The organism is Kitasatospora sp. NPDC059817 (assembly GCF_042731835.1).
GTDB lineage: Bacteria > Actinomycetota > Actinomycetes > Streptomycetales > Streptomycetaceae > Kitasatospora.
The window spans coordinates 1-17153 of the sequence record NZ_JBHWIR010000163.1 but is presented as its reverse complement, the minus strand read 5'-3'; the positions used below and the strand labels follow the sequence as shown (position 1 = coordinate 17153).

The 17153-nt window shown below is 72.0% G+C and carries 11 protein-coding genes and 3 tRNA genes; 6 read left to right on the top strand and 8 right to left on the bottom strand.

Going from position 1 to position 17153, the window contains the following annotated elements; genetic code table 11:
• Nucleotides 1–143: 143 nt before the first annotated feature.
• The 4 genes from ACFV61_RS27635 to ACFV61_RS27620 all read right to left on the bottom strand — a co-directional run bounded on the left by ACFV61_RS27635 (nucleotide 144) and on the right by ACFV61_RS27620 (nucleotide 7051).
• The gene (locus tag ACFV61_RS27635) at nucleotides 144–1247 is read right to left on the bottom strand and encodes a zinc-binding dehydrogenase (RefSeq protein WP_063347474.1); all 1104 of its coding nucleotides are present in this window, start codon (nucleotides 1245–1247) and stop codon (nucleotides 144–146) included.
• Nucleotides 1247–2059, bottom strand: coding sequence for a phytanoyl-CoA dioxygenase family protein (locus tag ACFV61_RS27630; protein ID WP_380340989.1), 813 nt, complete (start codon nucleotides 2057–2059; stop codon nucleotides 1247–1249). The genes ACFV61_RS27635 and ACFV61_RS27630 overlap by 1 nt, the downstream gene beginning before the upstream one ends.
• Nucleotides 2060–2119: 60 nt before the next feature.
• On the bottom strand, nucleotides 2120–3097 hold the full coding sequence (locus ACFV61_RS27625; RefSeq protein ID WP_380423389.1) for a TauD/TfdA dioxygenase family protein: 978 nt from the start codon (nucleotides 3095–3097) through the stop codon (nucleotides 2120–2122).
• Between the two features lie 72 nt (nucleotides 3098–3169).
• A complete protein-coding gene (locus ACFV61_RS27620; RefSeq protein WP_380494485.1) occupies nucleotides 3170–7051 on the bottom strand; it encodes an amino acid adenylation domain-containing protein in 3882 nt (1293 codons plus the stop codon).
• Nucleotides 7052–7385: 334 nt separating this feature from the next.
• Here ACFV61_RS27620 and ACFV61_RS27615 point away from each other — a divergent pair, with 334 nt between their 5' ends.
• A complete protein-coding gene (locus ACFV61_RS27615) occupies nucleotides 7386–9272 on the top strand; it encodes a phosphatidylglycerol lysyltransferase domain-containing protein (protein WP_079135571.1) in 1887 nt (628 codons plus the stop codon).
• Nucleotides 9273–9289: 17 nt separating this feature from the next.
• On the opposite strand, the gene ACFV61_RS27610 is transcribed toward ACFV61_RS27615, so the two are convergent.
• Nucleotides 9290–9991, bottom strand: a complete 702-nt coding sequence (locus ACFV61_RS27610; RefSeq protein ID WP_380340980.1) for a BTAD domain-containing putative transcriptional regulator — start codon at nucleotides 9989–9991, stop codon at nucleotides 9290–9292.
• Between the two features lie 908 nt (nucleotides 9992–10899).
• Nucleotides 10900–10973, bottom strand: a tRNA-Ile gene (locus ACFV61_RS27605).
• A gap of 189 nt (nucleotides 10974–11162) precedes the next feature.
• On the opposite strand from ACFV61_RS27605, the gene ACFV61_RS27600 reads away from it, so the two are divergent.
• Entirely contained in the window at nucleotides 11163–12053 is an 891-nt protein-coding gene (locus ACFV61_RS27600) for a hypothetical protein (RefSeq protein WP_363370010.1), read from the top strand.
• Between the two features lie 107 nt (nucleotides 12054–12160).
• Nucleotides 12161–12913, top strand: a complete 753-nt coding sequence (locus ACFV61_RS27595) for a trypsin-like serine peptidase (protein WP_380374977.1) — start codon at nucleotides 12161–12163, stop codon at nucleotides 12911–12913.
• 178 nt (nucleotides 12914–13091) lie between these two features.
• Here ACFV61_RS27595 and ACFV61_RS27590 read toward each other — a convergent pair.
• Nucleotides 13092–13164: transfer RNA gene (locus ACFV61_RS27590), tRNA-Asn, on the bottom strand.
• 61 nt (nucleotides 13165–13225) lie between these two features.
• Nucleotides 13226–13298: transfer RNA gene (locus ACFV61_RS27585), tRNA-Asn, on the bottom strand.
• Nucleotides 13299–13543: 245 nt separating this feature from the next.
• Between ACFV61_RS27585 and ACFV61_RS27580 the strand changes: the two genes are divergently transcribed.
• From ACFV61_RS27580 to ACFV61_RS27570, 3 genes are all read left to right on the top strand, one after another.
• A complete protein-coding gene (locus ACFV61_RS27580; protein ID WP_380340974.1) occupies nucleotides 13544–13849 on the top strand; it encodes a hypothetical protein in 306 nt (101 codons plus the stop codon).
• A 107-nt stretch (nucleotides 13850–13956) separates the two neighbouring features.
• A complete protein-coding gene (locus tag ACFV61_RS27575) occupies nucleotides 13957–15390 on the top strand; it encodes an FGGY family carbohydrate kinase (RefSeq protein ID WP_380423384.1) in 1434 nt (477 codons plus the stop codon).
• Nucleotides 15391–15553: 163 nt separating this feature from the next.
• Nucleotides 15554–16957, top strand: a complete 1404-nt coding sequence (locus ACFV61_RS27570) for a glutamate decarboxylase (protein WP_380494482.1) — start codon at nucleotides 15554–15556, stop codon at nucleotides 16955–16957.
• Nucleotides 16958–17153: the final 196 nt, after the last annotated feature.

Genomic DNA, 17153 nt, shown 5'->3' with positions numbered 1-17153 from the left:
ACCTCCCCCCTTCTTGGGGTTGTGGGTGTGTGTCTTCTTTTTCTCTCCCCCCCCCTCTCTGTTGTGGGGGGGGGGGGGGTGTGGGGGGTCCCCCCCCCCCCCCCCGGCCGGCCCCCCCCCCACGCGTACCACCTCGCACACGCCTACCGGTTCGTGAGGACCGCCTTCATCACCGAACCGTCCGCCACGGCCGCGAGCGCGGCCCCGTGGTCGTGCAGCGGGTAGGACGACACCAGGCTGCCCAGGTCGAAGCGGGCCGTGAGGGCGGGCAGCAGGCGTACGTACTCGACGAGGTGCGCGCCGGTGAACGCCCAGGATCCGACGACATCGAGCTGCCGGTACACGATCTGGTGCGGGTTGAGCAGGGTGTCACCTGCGTCCGTGTACTGGCCGATGACCAGGTAGGAGCCGCCCCGGCGGGCGAGGGTGAGGCCCTGCGCGACCGCCGCGGGCACGCCCGCACACTCGATCACGAGGTCGGCCCCGGTTCCTCCGGTTTCCGCGCGGACCCGGTCCAGGACTGCCTCGGCGTCGCCGGGCGCGGTGATGTCGAGGTGCACGTCGCCGATGCCTGCGGCGGCCGCGAGGGCCAGTCGGCTGTCCGGACCGCCCACCAGAATGACCTTGGCAGCCCCGGCAAGCCGGGCGAACGCGGCGGCCGCGAGGCCCACCGGGCCGCTGCCCTGGACCACGACCGTCTCGCCGAGGCGCACCGGCCTGCGCTCGTGGAGGGCGTGCACGACGGTCGGCCCCGCGCAGGCCAGGGACATGGCGGCGAGCGGGTCGATGCCGTCGTCCAGCTTCACGACGGTGGTGCCGGCCTGCAGCACGATGAACTCGGCCCAGGCGCCCGAGAGCTCGGGGCCGTCGGTGGTGGAGCGGTTGACCCCGTAGGTGCGGCGGTTCTCGCACAGGGTCGGCTCACGGTGCAGCCGACACGGGACGCAGGAGCCGCAGGCGATCGAGGAGGCCCACATCACGGTGTCGCCGGTTTGCAGTGCGGTTCCCGTGGCATCGTGTTCGGGGGCGCCTGGACCGAGCTCGTGGACGGTGCCGAGGCCTTCGTGGCCGAGGACCAACGGGGTGGGGATCGGCAGATGGCCCTGCTGGAGGTGGAGGTCGGTGCCGCAGATGCCGCCGTGGCGGCAGGCCACGAGCATCCCCCCGGCCGGGGCCGACGGGACCTCGTACTCCCGCAGCGCGAGCGGCCGGCCGAACTCCTCCAGGACGACGGCTTTCCCGCGCATCACGCCGACACCCCTTCGAGGACGTCGAGGAAAGGGGCGTCGAGGATGCGCAGGGGCCCGGTGTCCCGGCACACGACGTAGTCGGGGCGCGGCTCACCGGTCCAGCTCGGCAGGTTGGCGGTGTCGTTGTAGGTGGCGATGAGCAGTCGGCGTGGGAAGGGCGACATGTTGGGTGCGGAGCCGTGCACGATCTCGGGCGAGAAGAAGACGATGGAGCCGGCCGGGCCCTTGGGGCTGACCATGCCACGCTCGGCGACCAGGGTGGAGAGCTGGTCAGGAGTCAGCGCGATGTCCTCCGGGTCCAGGTGCTGGGCGGACTTGGCCTCGGCCGTACGGCTGCCGCGCATCGGGCCGTGGCGGTGCGACCCGGACACGAAGATCATGGGGCCGTTGAACTCGTCGACGGCGTCGAGGAAGACACCGACGTTGACCTGAAGCGGGGCGGGCAACCGGTCGGCGAGGCGCCAGGCGACGTAGTCCTGGTGCCAGGACCACTTCTCGCCGCCGAACGCCGGCTTGGCGTTGATCTTGAGCTGGTACACGTACACGTCGTCCGTGAGCAGTTGCCGCACCGGCGCGAGCATCCGGGGGTCCCGGATCAGCCCGGCGTACTCGGGCTGCCGGTGGTGCGACGCGTACACCGCGCGCACCTCGTCCCGGGACTCCTCCCTGATCACCTGCGGACCGTGGACACGGCAGTCGCGCTGGAACGCGGCCCGAAGCCGTTCCACCTCCCGGTCGTCCAGCACGGACTCGACGAGGAGGAATCCGTCCTCGTGGTACCGGGTGATCTGTTCTTCGCTGAGATGCATGGATGTTCCTCCGTATGACGTGAGTGGCGGGTGCGGGGCGTGCCAGGCCGAGTGCTCAGGTCAGAACGGCCGGTCGCCGGCGATCGCGGTCCGGTCCACAACCCGGCGGTTCGGGTGGTAGTCCGAGGTGGCGTAGTGCTGCACGGCCCGGTTGTCCCAGAACGCGATGGACTTCGCCTCCCAGCGGAAGCGCACCTGGTATTCGGGGTACTCCAGCTGGCGGAAGAGGTAGGCCAGCAGCTCCTCGCTCTCGTCGGCCGGCAGGCCCGCGATGTGGGTGGTGAAGATCGACGTCAGGAACAGTGTCTTGCGCCCGGTCTTCGGGTGGGTGCGCACCAGCGGGTGTTCCACCGGCGGGTAGACCCCCTGGAAGTGCGCCCGCTGCTCGTCGGTCATCAACTCGCGGTAGTTGGCCGACGGGGTGAAGTCGTTGACCGTCTTCAGCCCGTCGATGCGCGCCTTCACCTCGTCCGGGAGGTTGTCGTACGCGGCGGCCGCATCCGTGAACAGGGTGTCGCCGCCGCCCCCTTCGGGCAGTTCCACCATGCGCAGGACGGCGCCGAGCGGGGGGCGCTCGATCCACGGGAAGTCGTAGTGCCAGACGTTCTCGAAGCCGGGGTTCTGCTTGCCCTTCTCCAGTCGCACGACGTCCTCGCCGGTACCCGCCGGCAGGAACGGGTGCCCCTCGATCGCGCCCCATCGGGACGCGAAGGCTCGCTGCTGCTCAGCGGTGAGGTCCTGATCGCGGAAGAACAGCACCTTCCATTCGAGCAGGGCCCGGTCCAGCTCGCCGAACACCTCGTCGCTCACCGGGGTGCGCAGGTCGATGCCGTGGATCTCGGCGCCGATCAGCGGTCCCGACGGACGTACCTCGAAGTGCTCGTACGGGCCGCCCTGCCTGCCCTCCACGAGCCTGCGCAGGAGCCGGGGGCCGTGATAGTCCGTCCGGCCCTCGATGCCGCGGCGGGCCAGCGACCGTACGTCTGCCAGCGCAGCGTCGACGCCAGGGTGCTCGGGGTGGGTCGGGGTGGTTGTCATGCGGTGGACCTCCTGGTCCTCGGGGCGCGGGTGCGCCGGGGTTGGTGGGGCCGTCGCCTCGGGGCGGGGCCGTTACGCGTCCGCGGGCCGCAGCCGCGCGGCGAGGACCGGCCCGATCTCCGCCAGGGCCGACGGCCTCATCATGCGGTGGTGGGTGGCTGGCACGTCGTGGGATTCGACCGAGCCGCCGATGTGGCCCGCCCAGGCTGTTGCGGTGCTGCGGCCCGGTTCGTACGGGTCGCCGGGGTCGGACTCCGCAGCTCGGAAGAACAGCAATCCGCCGTCGAATCTGCCGGGCCTGAACCCGGCCATCAGGTCGAGGTCGTTGCGGTAGACGTCGCGGAGCACGGCCCGGGCCCGGTCGTCCCCGAGGAGGGAATCGTCGTCGCCGACCGACTGGAGCAGGGAGCGGCCGAACTCGTCCTCGCTGAACCTGGGCATGTCGGCCCGGAGCCGGTCGTCCACGGGATAGGAGTCCACCATCACGAGCAGGTCGACCGCCTTGCCCTCGCGCTCCAGGAGGGTGGCCATGGCGTGGGCCACCAGCCCGCCGAAGGACCAGCCGAGTATCCGGTAGGGGCCCTCGGGGCGCACCGCACGGATCTGTGCCACGTAGTCGGCGGCCATGTCCTCGACGGTGGCCGGGAAGCCCGGCGTCTCACCGGGGCCGCGCCGCGCCTGGAGCGCGTACACGGGCTGGTCGGGGCCGAGGTGCGGCAGGAGCCCCGCGTACGGCCAGCCCATTCCGGCAGCCGGGTGGACGCAGAACAGCGGAGGCCGGGAGCCCTCCGCGCGCAACGGCAACAAGGACTGCGGCGCGGCGCCGGACGACGGGTCCGCGATCCGCCGTGCGAGCCCGGCCGGGCTCGGGGACTCGAACAGGGCGTGCACTTCCAGCGGCGTGCCGAGCGCGGCCCTGATCCGCGCGACGAGGCGGGCGGCGAGGAGGGAGTGCCCGCCGAGGTCGAAGAAGTTCTCGTCGACACCGACCGCGGGCACCTCCAGTACCTGGGCGAAGAGGCCGCACAGGACCCGCTCCTGCTCGGTGGCCGGTTCGCGGGCCGGTGCGCCGCCGGTGAGCCGGGGCTCGGGCAGCGCCCGGCGGTCCAGCTTTCCGTTCGGCGTGAGCGGAAGCTCCGCCAGCTCGACGACGGCCGAGGGCACCAGGTGGGCCGGCAACCTCGCCCGGACGAACTCGCGCACCGCGGCCGTGTCGCACCCCTGCGTCTGCGGTACGACGTATCCGACGAGCCGCCGGTCCCCGGGCCTGACCTCGTGGGCCACCACCTCGGCGTGGACGATACCGGGGCAGGCGGCGAGGGCCGACCTGATCTCTCCGGGCTCGATCCGGAATCCACGGATCTTGATCTGGTCGTCGGACCGACCGTGGTACTCCAGCTGCCCGTCGGGCAGCCAGCGGGCCACGTCCCCGGTCCGGTACATCCGGCTTCCCGGCGGCCCGTACGGGTCGGCGACGAACCGTACGGCGGTGAGTCCGGGGCGGTTCAGGTAGCCCCGGGCCACCCCGGCCCCGGCGAGGTACAGCTCTCCGCGCACCCCCTCCGGAGTCAGGCCCAGGCTGGCGTCCAGGACGTACGCCCTGATGTTGGGGATCGGCCGACCGATCGGGGCGGCGGGCGGCCACGCGTCGACGTCCGCCGCCAGGGTGTGGGCCGTCACCAGATGGGTCTCGCTCGGGCCGTAGTGATTGTGCAGCCGACGCCCGGCGCGGCTCCGCACGAACTCGCGTACCTGGCGGCTCGGGGTGAGCGCCTCACCGCCCTGCGCCAGGACCCGCAGCGACGGGATGCTCCACCCCTGGTCGAGGGCCGCCTCGCACAGCGCCTCCAAGACGAGGTTGGGGGCGAAGAGCTCGTTCACGCGCTCCGCGTCAAGCCAGGCGGCGAGCAGCTTGGGGTCGCGCCGGACCTCGTCGGCCGGCACCACCAGGGTCTTGCCGAACAGCACCGCGGACAGGATCTCCTGCACGGACACGTCGAAACTGAGCGCGGTGAACTGGGCGACCCTGGCCCCGGCGGCCGAGGGGAAGGCCTCGTCGTGCCACGACAGGAGGTTGACCATCGCCCGCCCGGGCATCACCACGCCCTTGGGCCGGCCGGTGGTGCCAGAGGTGTAGATGACGTACACGGGATGCCCCGGGTCGAGCCGGCCCAGCCGCTGCTCGTCGTCGATCTCCGTGCCGGCCAACTGATCCAGCTCGCCCAGGGTGCCGGAGTCGTCGAGGATCAGCCGGGGGGCGTCCGTGTGCGGCAGCCGCCGGGCCGTGTCCACAGTGGTCAGCACGACGGCGGGCACGGTGTCGCTCAGCATGAACGACAGCCTCTCGGCAGGGTATTCGGGATCAACGGGGAGATAGCAGCCGCCCGCTTTGAGGACGGCGAGGACGGCAACGGCGAGAAGGGCCGAACGGGGCAACGCGACGGCGACGATCCGCTCGGGCCCGACACCCCGCGAGATGAGGAGCCGGGCGAGCCGGTTCGAGGCGGTATCCAGCTCCCGGTAGGTCAGCGTGGTCTCCGCCGAGACCACGGCCGGCAGGTACGGGGTGTCCTCGGCCTGCCGGGCGAACAGCTCCGGGAGGCCGGCTTCCGGGTACTCGTGCTCGGGGCCGCCGAGCTCGGTGAGCAACCGGATCCGCTCACCCTCGGTGAGCAGATCGACGGAGCCGACCCGCATGTCCCGGTCCGTGCTGAAGGCACGTAGGAAACGCAGGAAGCGCGCGTGCTGTGCGGCCAGCTCGTCGGCTTCGTAGCGGGCCGAGTTGGCGACCAGATCGATGCGCAGCCCCAGGCCGTCCGAGCGGTCGAAGGCCGTGAACGACAGGTCCTCGACGATCCCCTGGGTCAGGTGGTGGGCAATGGCGGGCCGACCGGCGAAGTGCAGGTCGTAGTCGAAGGCCATGATGTTGACCATGGGACCGGTCCGGTAACGCCCCGTGTCCGGCAAGCCGAGGTCGCGCCCCAGGCGCTCACCCCGGTTACGCTGATGTCGGATCATCTCCCGGAATCCACCGGCGACTTCACGGATGAGCTCGTGCAGCGTGAGGTCCGGGCGGACCGTGACGCGCAGGGGCAGGGCGTTGGAGTACATCCCCGGAGTGGTGCGCGCCGCGGCATCGGTGCGGGCGGCCATCGGCAAGCTCAGGATGACGTCCTGTGCGCCGGCGAGCCGGTGGACCTGGGCGGCCGCGGCGGCGATCACCAGCACGGACCAGTGGGTGCGGGCCGAGCGGGCGGCGGCCTTGAGCTGCTCGGTCTCGGCTACGGAGAGGCTGCCGGTGTGACTGGTCTGCCCCTGCGCGGCGGGCCCGCCCGGCGGTTGGGAGGCGAGGGTGGCGACTTCCGGTCCGTCCGCGAACCGGGTCGTCCAGTACGCCCGGTCCACCGCGCCCCGGTCGGAGGCCTGGTAGTCCGCGTCGTCCGCCAGCATCTCCCGGATGGCCCCGAACCGGCTGGCCGGCAGGGGGAGTCCCGCGGTCATGGCGGCGTAGAGCTCGGACACCCGTTGGGCGATCAGGGCTCCCGTGTGCCCGTCCGCGACCGCGTGGTGGGCGCTGAGGTACCAGAAGCTGCGATCCGGCCCCAGGCTGAGCAGCGCGTAGGAGAAGAGCGGCCCTCGGGAAAGGTCCATCCGGCGGGACAGGTCGGCCCGCATCCAGGCCAGCGCGGCGGCCTCGGGGTCCGGTTCGCCACAGACGTCGAGGACCGGAAACTCCCAGTCGGAGAAGGGGGTCACGCTCTGCCGGGGCTCACCGTCCTCCTCGACGAACAGGGCGTGCATCGGGACGGCCTCCGCGACGGCCTGCCGCATCGCCGTTTCGAAGACCCGCCGGTCGATGGCCCCGTGGAGTTCCAGGTACTCACCGACGCGTTGTTGTGGAGCGGTCGGATCGACCTGTTCGGCCAGCCACATCTCACGCTGGGCCGTTGACACGGGAAGGCGCATATCGCCGGATCCGGACCCTGACACTTCTCTCACACTCCTCATGGTGCGCACCGGCCGGCGGATTCCCGCCGAACACAAGGACGGAATGTGGAGGACACACGGAAAAGCCGGGAAGCAACGGGAAGCAAATCGCATCATCGCGATCCCGACCGGACAAACCGGCTCCGCCTGACTCCACTGCGAGAAGAATGCTAGACGCGGGCGCTAAACCTCCACATGCACGCCACTTGCATTTCACTCCACTAAAGCGCCCCTTAATCCCGCCGGATCTCATTCTTCAGGATGACTGAAATCCTCTGATCCGGCTTTAGATTCGCGCTCTATGAACAATCCAGCGCCTCCCCGCCCGGGTCCGGCCACGAGTCGTCGCCCGGCAGCGCACACCCTTCGCAACCTGGCCACCCCAGCGTCCCGGCCGCGCGTCCCCGCCCTCGCCGCGTACGCCTGCCTGTTGATCGGGCTGATCGACCTCGCGGCCGCCGTCTTCCCCGGCTTCCGCCACAGTCGGGTGCGCCTGCTGGCCGGTCAACTGCCCGGTGGCACCACCACGGTGACCGCGGTCGGCTCGCTGATGGTCGGCGTGCTGCTCGTACTGCTGGCGCACGCGCTGCGCCGCCGCAAGCGGCGGGCCTGGCGGGCGGTGGTCGTGCTGCTCCCGGTGGGTGGGCTGCTGCACCTCCTGCGGTGGCACACCACCGCCACCGGTGTGGTGTCGTTCGCGCTGCTCCTGGTGATGCTGCTGTACCGGCGGGAGTTCTACGCGCTGTCCGACCCGCGCACCCGTTGGCGAGCGCTGCTGAGCTTCATCACGGTGGGCGGCGTCTCCCTCGCACTGGGGCTGCTGATCACCAATGTGCACCCGGATTACGAGGCCGGCTCGCCCTCACTGGAGGAGCGGCTGCAGCACACCGCGTACGGGCTCGTCGGAGTCGAGGGGCCGGTGCGTTACACCTCGGACCGGGTCGCGGACCTGGTCGGCTACTCACTCGGCGCGCTCGGTCTGATCACCCTGCTGACCACTTCCTACCTGTTCCTGCGGCCCGAGAAACCGCTGGCGGAGCTCTCCGCGGACGACGAGGCCCGGGTACGTGAGCTGCTCGAACGGCACGGGGCGCGCGACTCGCTGGGGTACTTCGCGCTGCGGCGTGACAAGAGCGTCCTGCTCTCGCCGACCGGCAAGGCCGCCATCGCCTACCGCGTCGAGTCCGGTGTGATGCTCGCCTCCGGCGACCCCATCGGCGACGTCGAAGCCTGGCCCGGAGCGATCAAAGCGTTCATGGACGAGGCCAGGCGGCACGCCTGGGTGCCCGCCGTGATCGGGTGCGGCGAAACCGGCGGCGAGGTGTGGACGCGCGAAGCGGGACTGGACGCTCTGGAGTTGGGTGATGAAGCGGTTGTGCACACGGCCGACTTCTCACTGAGCGGGCGGGTCATGCGCAATGTGCGCCAGATGGTCAAACGCGTCGAGCGCAACGGCTACTCCTGCAAGGTCCGCCGGGTCTGCGATCTCGACGACGCGGAGCGGGCGCGGATCGCGGCCGCAGCGGCCCGCTGGCGCGGCACCGACATCGAGCGAGGTTTCTCCACCGCCCTCGGCCGCTTCGGCGACGCGGAGGACACCGGCTGCGTGGTGGTCACCGCACACCAGTCCCCGGACGCCGAATCGGGCGAGGCGGGCGGGAAGCCGGATGCCGACGACCTCGCAGCCGTACTGCACTTCGTGCCCTGGGGCCCCGACGGAATCTCGCTGGAATTGATGCGCCGGGACCGCGCCGCCGACCCCGGCCTCAACGAGCTGCTGATCGTCGCCGTTCTGCAGGCGGCGCCTGCACTCGGGATACGCCGGGTCTCGCTCAACTTCGCAATGTTCCGCTCAGCCCTGGCCCGGGGAGAACGGCTCGGCGCGGGACCGGTGTTGCGGGCCTGGCGAGGGCTGCTCGTACTGCTCTCGCGCTGGTTCCAGATCGAGTCGCTGTACAAGTTCAACGCGAAGTTCCAGCCGGAGTGGGTGCCGCGCTTCCTGGTCTTCCCGCACACCCGCGATCTGCCGCGGATCGGTCTCGCGGCGATGCAGGCGGAGGCCTTCATCACCCTCGGCCGGCCCCGGTGGGGCCGCAAGCCGCTGCGGCAGGGGATCGCGGGGGCGGAAGCCGGCACGACTCGCCCGGCCCCCCGAGCGGAGCGCGTCGCGGGACCGGACGAGTCATAGGGATGCGGCTAGCCCGTTCAGCAGGCGAGATGGGCGAGTGTGTGCTCTTCGAGGCCGGCGTCCCGCGCCAAGACCGACTGCTGCAACTGCCTCAGCCTGGGCCCCGGTTCGATGCCGATCTCGTCGATGAGGACGCGCCGGATGCGGTTGTAGATCATGAGGGCTTCGGCCGGTCGGCCACTGCGGTACAGCGCAAGCATGAGAAGACCGTGGAAGGTCTCCCGCATCGGCTGTTCGTCGATCAACCCGTAGAGCTCGCCGACCAGCGGCTTGTGCCGTCCCAGGAGCAGTTCCGTCTCGGCCCGCTCCTCCAGCGCGGCCGACCGCTTCTCGTCCAGCTGGTGACCCAGGCTCTGCAATGCCGGAACCGTGGACAGGTCCGCCAGTGCCGGGCCGGTCCACAGCCCGAGCGCCTGGGAGAGCAGCAGCGAGGCCTCCTCCAGCCGGCCCGCCGCCCGCAGCTCCCCGGCACGCAGGCACAGCGATTCGAAGCTGTGCAGGTCCAGGGTGAGCGGGGCGAGTTCCATCATGTAGCCGGGCGGCCTGGTCAGCAGCCCGGACACGTCGAAGCCCGCACCCACCAGATGCTTGCGGAGCCGGGAGACGTACACCTGCAGGGCGGTGGACGCGGTGCGCGGCGGCGTCCCCGACCATAGGGCGTCGATGAGCTGCGGCGCGGACAGTGGGCGGCCGTCGTTCAGGCACAACAGCGCCAGCAAGGCCCGGAGCTTCAACGCCCGCGGAGTGCGCGGCGTCCCACCGTCCGTCTCCACTGCAAGTGCTCCGAGAACGCGAAAGTACACGGTTCTTCTCATCCCCCCGGTCAGAAGACCCGGAATCCTCAGAACCGATGGTCCGGTGAGTCCGGGCATGGTGTGTGAAGAAAGCACAAGTCGCGCCGACAGCCCCTGGCACGGGTTGGCGACTGCACACCTTCACGCATGCGTCCCTCGCCGGCGCGCCCGAATTGCGATGGCGACCCGACGACACCGGGCCACCTGGATTCCCCCCAAGCCGGCCCGGCCTGGTATGCGCCGGGTCACGAATTCAGGACCCTATCACGCGCCGGATGGGCAACCCCCGCCCCTGCGGGAGGAACTCCGGACCACCGGTTCGGATGCAAAGATTCCGCTTGAATCTATGACCGACGGGCGATTTTCGGGCAATAGTCGAACCACCCTCGACCGGCTAAGACCCACTGGTCGGAAGCCCTCTCGGATCGAAGAATCAGACATACTGCCAGATTTCAGGATGGCGCTCATAAATAAAGGAATTCCATGGATTCGAGGTTCACCTGAGAGTCCACGCCCGGACCTGGAGCCGGCCGGCTCCCCCGACGGAAACTCAAGACGGTCCTGATCGCGCCCATCCATCACAGCCCCCTCCACAGGCGGGCAACGGCGCGGCTTGGCTGCGCCCGGTGGACGGGCGGCACCACTCGGCCGGGACGCTGCCGACAGCCCGGGGGCGAACCCCTGGCCGTGTCCACTGGCGGGTGAATCCCGGCGCGCCGAGCCCTGAGCGGCTGGCCGATGCTCTACAGTTCCGACCGGAACTGGAGCCGTTCTGCCAGATCAAGCCACTGTTTTGTCTGATGATCGATCCAACGATCGATCAGTGGCTGAGGTGGGGCGGGTGGGACTCGAACCCACGACCAAGGGATTATGAGTCCCCTGCTCTAACCGGCTGAGCTACCGCCCCGGTTCGCCGCGTGCGCCGGTCGTCGACCACGGCAGCAGCAGACGGCCCCGAAAGGACGTCCCGGGCAGCATAGCCGGTCGATCACCCGTGGTGCGCGCCGGGGGCGCGCACGGGTGCGCACAGGCGTGCGCCTGTCCTGGTTGCGCAGTTCGGGTGGCGCCCGGACGGCCCCACGGGCAGCCTGGACGGATGACGACACGTGGGACGGGAGCCGCCGCCGGGGCGCTCGCGGTGCTGCTGGCCGCGGCGGGCTGCACCACCTCGGCCGGGCCCGGCGGGGGCGCGCCGACGGTCAGCTCGGCTCCGGCCACCCCCTCCACCCGCCCCTCCGCCCGCCCCTCCGGATCCGCCTCGGCCTCCGGCGGCGGCCACGGCTGGAGCCGGCAGCGGCTCAGGGGCGCCGTCGCCAGGCACACCGGGGTCACCCGCACCGCCAGGCCCACCGTGCTCAACGGCCTGGTCGGCGCCGTCTTCACCCGCAACGCGGACGGCGACCACTTCTGTACCGCCAGCGTCGTCGACAGCGCCGGGCTCAACCTCATCGTCACCGCCGCGCACTGCGTCTGGGACCCCCAACTCGGTCAGCGCAGCGACCTCGTCTTCGTCCCCGGCTACCGCAACGGCGACACCCCCAGCGGCGTCTGGCCGCTGATCGCCGTCACCGTCGACGACGGCTGGAAGGACCACGCCGACCCGGACGTGGACGTCGCCTTCGCGGTCGTCCAGGCCCAGAACGGGCAGCAGGTGCAGCAGGTGCTCGGCGCCAACAAGCTGGGCGTCGGCCTCGGCTACCAGCTGCCCGTGCGGATCACCGGCTACCCCGGCACCAGCGACGTCCCGATCACCTGCGCCAACAACACCACCGAGCAGAGCTCCACCCAGCTGCGGATCGACTGCCCCGACTACACCGGCGGCACCAGCGGCAGCCCCTGGGTGACCGACTTCGACCCGAGCACCAGGACCGGCACCGTGGTCGGCGTGATCGGCGGCTACCAGCAGGGCGGCGACAGCCCGGACACCTCGTACAGCAGCTACTTCGGCGACCGCGTCCAGGCGCTCTACGACCGGGCCACCGGCTGACCGGAGGGGCGGCAGTGGCGCCGCCGGGCACGGCCTGATAGATCTTCCTCTCGAACGGCGGAACGCACGAACCCGGTGCCCGCCCCGAGGAACGAGACGGAGCCCCGATGGCCCCCCGCCCGGCACGGCCCCCGCGCGCCGCACGGACGGTCGCGCTGGCGGCCCTGCTGCTCGCCGCCGGAACCGCGTGCGACGGCGGCGAGCAGGACCAGGCGCCCGCCGCCGAGGTCGCGCAGCAGAGCAGCACCCGCGACCGGATCGGCACCCTCTCGGTCCGGACGGCGCAGGGCCCCCGGGCCTGCACGGCGAGCGTCGTCCGCAGCCCCAGGCACAACCTGCTGGTCACCGCGGCGCACTGCGTGCAGAACCGCCGGATCGGCCTGCTGGACGGCCTGGTGTTCACCCCCGGCTACCGCAACGGCTTCATCCCGCACGGCAGTTGGCCGGTGAAGTCGATCACCGTCGACCCGCGCTGGGCGGACGACGACGACCCCGAGTACGACGTGGCCTTCGTCACCGTGGGCACGGTCGGCGGCAAGCAGGTCGAGGACGCCGTCGGCGGCAACCCGATCGCCACCGGCCAGGGCTTCGGGCTGGCCGTCTCGGTGACCGGCTACCCGAACGAGCGCGACGAGCCGATCACCTGCGCGGCCAGGACCCGCTCGCAGAGCCCGACCCAGGAGCGCTTCGACTGCGACGGCTACACCGACGGCACCAGCGGCAGCCCGTGGGTGACGGACAGCGGCACGGTCGTCGGCGTGATCGGCGGCTACCAGGAGGGCGGCGAGACGGCCGGCACCTCCTACAGCGTCACCTTCGACCAGCGGGTCTCCGCGCTCTACCGGGAAGCGACCGCCTGAGCCCGGGAGGCGACCACCCGAACCCGGGCGGCGACCGCCTGAGCCCCAGAGGCGACCACCCGAGCCGCCCGGCCGTCGCGAGGTGACGAACGGCGCGACGTGACGAAGACAACACGAAGGCCCCCCGGTCATCCGAGGGGCCTTCGCTCTGAGCAGTCACCGGGCGGACCCGATGAAGCTCCCGCATTTGGACTCGAACCAAAAACCTGCCGGTTAACAGCCGGCTGCTCTGCCAATTGAGCTATGCGGGATCGCGGTACCGAACTTCCGTACCACGGACGGGAGGAGGCCTCTTGCAAGACCTCTCCCGAGCTCCCCCAATTGGACTCGAACCAATAACCTGCCGATTAACAGTCGGCTGCTCTGCCAATTGAGCTATGGGGGATCGGCTTCCGCCTCGGCCCCCGGTTCCCCGGGCTCCTCGGCGCTCGCTGCGGGACATACATTAGCGCACTCGGGGGGGTGGTCCGCCAATCGCTTTCGCCGGACCGCCCCCCGGACCGCCCCCGGGCTCCCGCCCGGCGTGCCCGGCGCGCGCCCGGCACGGCCCCCGGGGATGCTGGGGGGCACGGACGGTTCGCCGTCCCGACGGACGGGTAGGGCAATGCGGCAGAAGGCCGCCAGGAGAGGGTGGATCCGATCATGTGGAAGCTGTCGTTGGCCGCGGGGTTCGCGGCCGGCTACGTCCTGGGCTCCCGGGCCGGGCGCCGGCGCTACGACCAGATCACGAAGGTCACCCGGAAGATCGCCCAGAACCCCACGGTGCAGGGCGCGGCCGACCGAGCCCGGCAGCAGGCCGGCGCGGTCGCCGGGAAGGCCGCCGGCGCCGTCGCGGACAAGGTCGGCGACCGGCTGCCGAACGCCGTCACCGACCGGGTGCCGTACTTCAACCGTTCCCGGGCCGAGGACGACGGCTGGGGTACCTTCCGCCCGTGACGGGACGGTGACGCCAGGGTGTACCAGGGCCCTGCGTCCGGTCCCGAACGGGCAACACCTCACCCGGCCCGGACGCGTCCCGGGCCGGGCTGAGGCATGATCTCGACATGGCCATCGTCGCGGGGATAGACAGCTCGACCAACCGCACCCGGATCGTCGCGTGCGACGCCGACACCGGCGCCGTCCTGCGCTCCGGCAAGGCGCCGCACCCCGTCCCCGAGGACCCGGACACCCGCCCCGGCGAGACCGACCCGCAGCTCTGGCTGCACTCGCTCGGCGACGCCGCCGCCGGCGGCCTGCTGGAGGGCGTCCGGGCCATCGGCGTCAGCGCACAGCAGCACGGCATGATCGGCCTGGACGCGGGCGGCGTGCTGGTCCGGCCGGCGATCCTCTGGAACGACCCGCGCTCCAGCGGCGCCGCCGCCAAGCTGCTGGACGCGCTCGGCGGCCCGGCCGCCTGGACCGCCGCGATCGGCGCCGTCCCCAGCCCGACCTACACCATCGCCAAGCTGCGCTGGCTGGCCGAGTTCGAGCCGGCCAACGCCCGCCGGGTGGCCGAGGTCCTGCTGCCGCACGACTGGCTGGTCTGGCAGCTCCTCGGCCACCCCAGGCGCCGCACCACCGACCGGGGCGACGCCTCCGGCACCGGCTACTGGTCCCCGATCACCGGCGAGTACCGGCAGGACCTGGTCGAGCTGGCGCTCGGCCACGAGCTGCGGCTGCCCGAGGTGCTCGGCCCCGCCGAACCCGCCGGGCACACCCCCGAAGGCCTGCTGATCTCGGCCGGCACCGGCGACAACATGGCCGCCGCGCTCGGCCTCGGGCTGCGCCCCGGCGACGCGGTGGTCTCGCTCGGCAGCGCCGGAACGATCTTCGCCGTGCACGACCAGGCCGTGGTGGACGCCACCGGGCTGATCTCCTCCTTCGCCGACGCCGCCGGCCGCCACCTCCCGATGGTCGCCACCCTCAACGCCGCCCAGGTGCTCCGCGCCACCGCCGCCATGCTCGGCCGGGACCTGGACGGCCTGAGCGACCTCGCCCTGCACTCCTCCCCCGGCGCGTACGGGCTGGTGCTCCTCCCCTACCTGGACGGCGAGCGGACGCCGGCCCTCCCGCACGCGGCCGGCACCCTGACCGGCCTGCGGGCCGAGTCGATGACGCCGCAGCACCTGGCCCGGGCCGCCGTCGAGGGCATGCTGTGCAACATCGCGGACGCCCTCGACGTGCTGCGCGCCCAGGGCGTCGCGGTGCGGCGGGTGTTCCTGCTCGGCGCGGCCGGGCGGCTGCCCGCCGTCCGGCACATCGCCCCGCCGCTGTTCGGCGTCCCGGTCGTGGTGCCGCCGCCGGGCGCCCACGCCGCCCGCGGGGCCGCCCGGCAGGCCGCCTGGGCGCTGGCCGGCACCCCGGAGCCGCCGGAGTGGGAGCTGCCGGACGCCGAGACCGTCGAGCCGGACGGGGAGCAGGACCTGGCGATCGGTTCGGCGGTGCGCCAGCAGTACCGCGCCGCCCGCGAACAGGTCCACCCGGAGACGGCGGCCTGAACCCGGCTGCGGCGGCCTGGAGGCGGCCCGCGGCGGCCTCACCGGCCGGGGACGGCGGCGCCCGACCCCGACCCCGACCCCGGCCGGTGAAGATGCGTCACCCGGCGGCCGGTGGCAGCGTGGGACGGGACACGGCCACCGACATGAAGGGCGGCAGGACTCCATGGCGCTGCACAAGGGGGCCCGCAACGACCGCCGGCTGAGCATCGGGCCGCTCGTGGGCGCCGCCGACCCGCTGGGCTCGATGAAGCTGGCACCGCCGCTGCACCGGCTCGGCGAGGGGCCCGTCACGGCCGACACCGCGTACCAGCTGATCCACGACGAGCTGATGCTGGACGGCAACGCCCGGCTCAACCTGGCGACCTTCGTCACCACCTCGATGGAGGCGCAGGCCGCCCGGCTGATGACCGAGTGCCTGGACAAGAACATGATCGACAAGGACGAGTACCCGCAGACCGCCGAACTGGAGCGGCGCTGCGTGGCGATCCTCGCCGACCTCTGGCACGCCCCCGACCCGGACGCCACGGTCGGCTGCTCCACCACCGGCTCCAGCGAGGCCTGCATGCTGGCCGGCATGGCGCTCAAGCGCCGCTGGATGCACCGCAACGCCGAGCGCTACGCGGCCGGGGCCCGGCCCAACCTGGTGATGGGCGTCAACGTGCAGGTGTGCTGGGAGAAGTTCTGCACCTTCTGGGAGGTCGAGGCCCGCACCGCGCCCATGGAGGGCGGGCGCTTCCACCTCGACGCCGAGCACGCGGTCGCGCTGTGCGACGAGGACACCATCGGCGTGGTCGGCATCCTCGGTTCCACCTTCGACGGCTCCTACGAGCCGATCGCGGAGATCTGCGCGGCCCTGGACGACCTCCAGCAGCGCACCGGCCTCGACGTCCCGGTGCACGTGGACGGCGCCTCCGGCGGGATGGTGGCGCCCTTCCTCGACCCCGGGGTGGTCTGGGACTTCCGGCTCCCCCGGGTCGCCTCGATCAACAGCTCCGGGCACAAGTACGGCCTGGTCTACCCCGGCGTCGGCTGGGCCCTGTGGCGCGACCAGGAGGCACTGCCGGAGGAACTGGTCTTCCGGGTCAACTACCTCGGCGGCGAGATGCCGACCTTCGCGCTCAACTTCTCCCGCCCCGGCGCCGAGGTCGTCGCGCAGTACTACATCTTCCTGCGGCTCGGCCGGGACGGCCTCCGGGCCGTCCAGGGCGCCTGCCGCGAGGTCGCCACCCACCTGTCCGGGGCGATCGAGCACATGGGCGGCTTCCGGCTGCTGACCCGCGGCGACCAGTTGCCGGTCTTCGCCTTCACCACCGCCGACGACGAGCCGTTCGACGTGTTCGACGTCTCGCGGCGGCTGCGCGAGCGCGGCTGGCAGGTGCCCGCGTACACGTTCCCCGCGAACCGGACGGACCTGTCGGTGCTCCGGGTGGTCTGCCGCAACGGCTTCTCGCTGGACCTCGCCGACCTGCTGCTGGCCGACCTCTCCCGGCTGCTGCCGGAGCTGCGGCGCCAGCCCGGCCCGCTCAAGGAACTCGGGGTGCCGGCCCGGTCGGGCTTCCACCACTAGGGCCTGGGTCCGCCGGGGCGTGAACACGGCGGGGCGTGATCACGGTGGGGAGGGCGCTGCGAAGCGCCCTCCCCACCGTGCGTCCCGGACGAACCCGGGGGCCCCCCCCCCCCCCCGCGCGCCCCCCCCCGGGGGGGGTCTCGGGCCGCAGCCCCCCCCGGGGCCCCGGGCCCCCCACCCCCCCCAAAAACCCCCC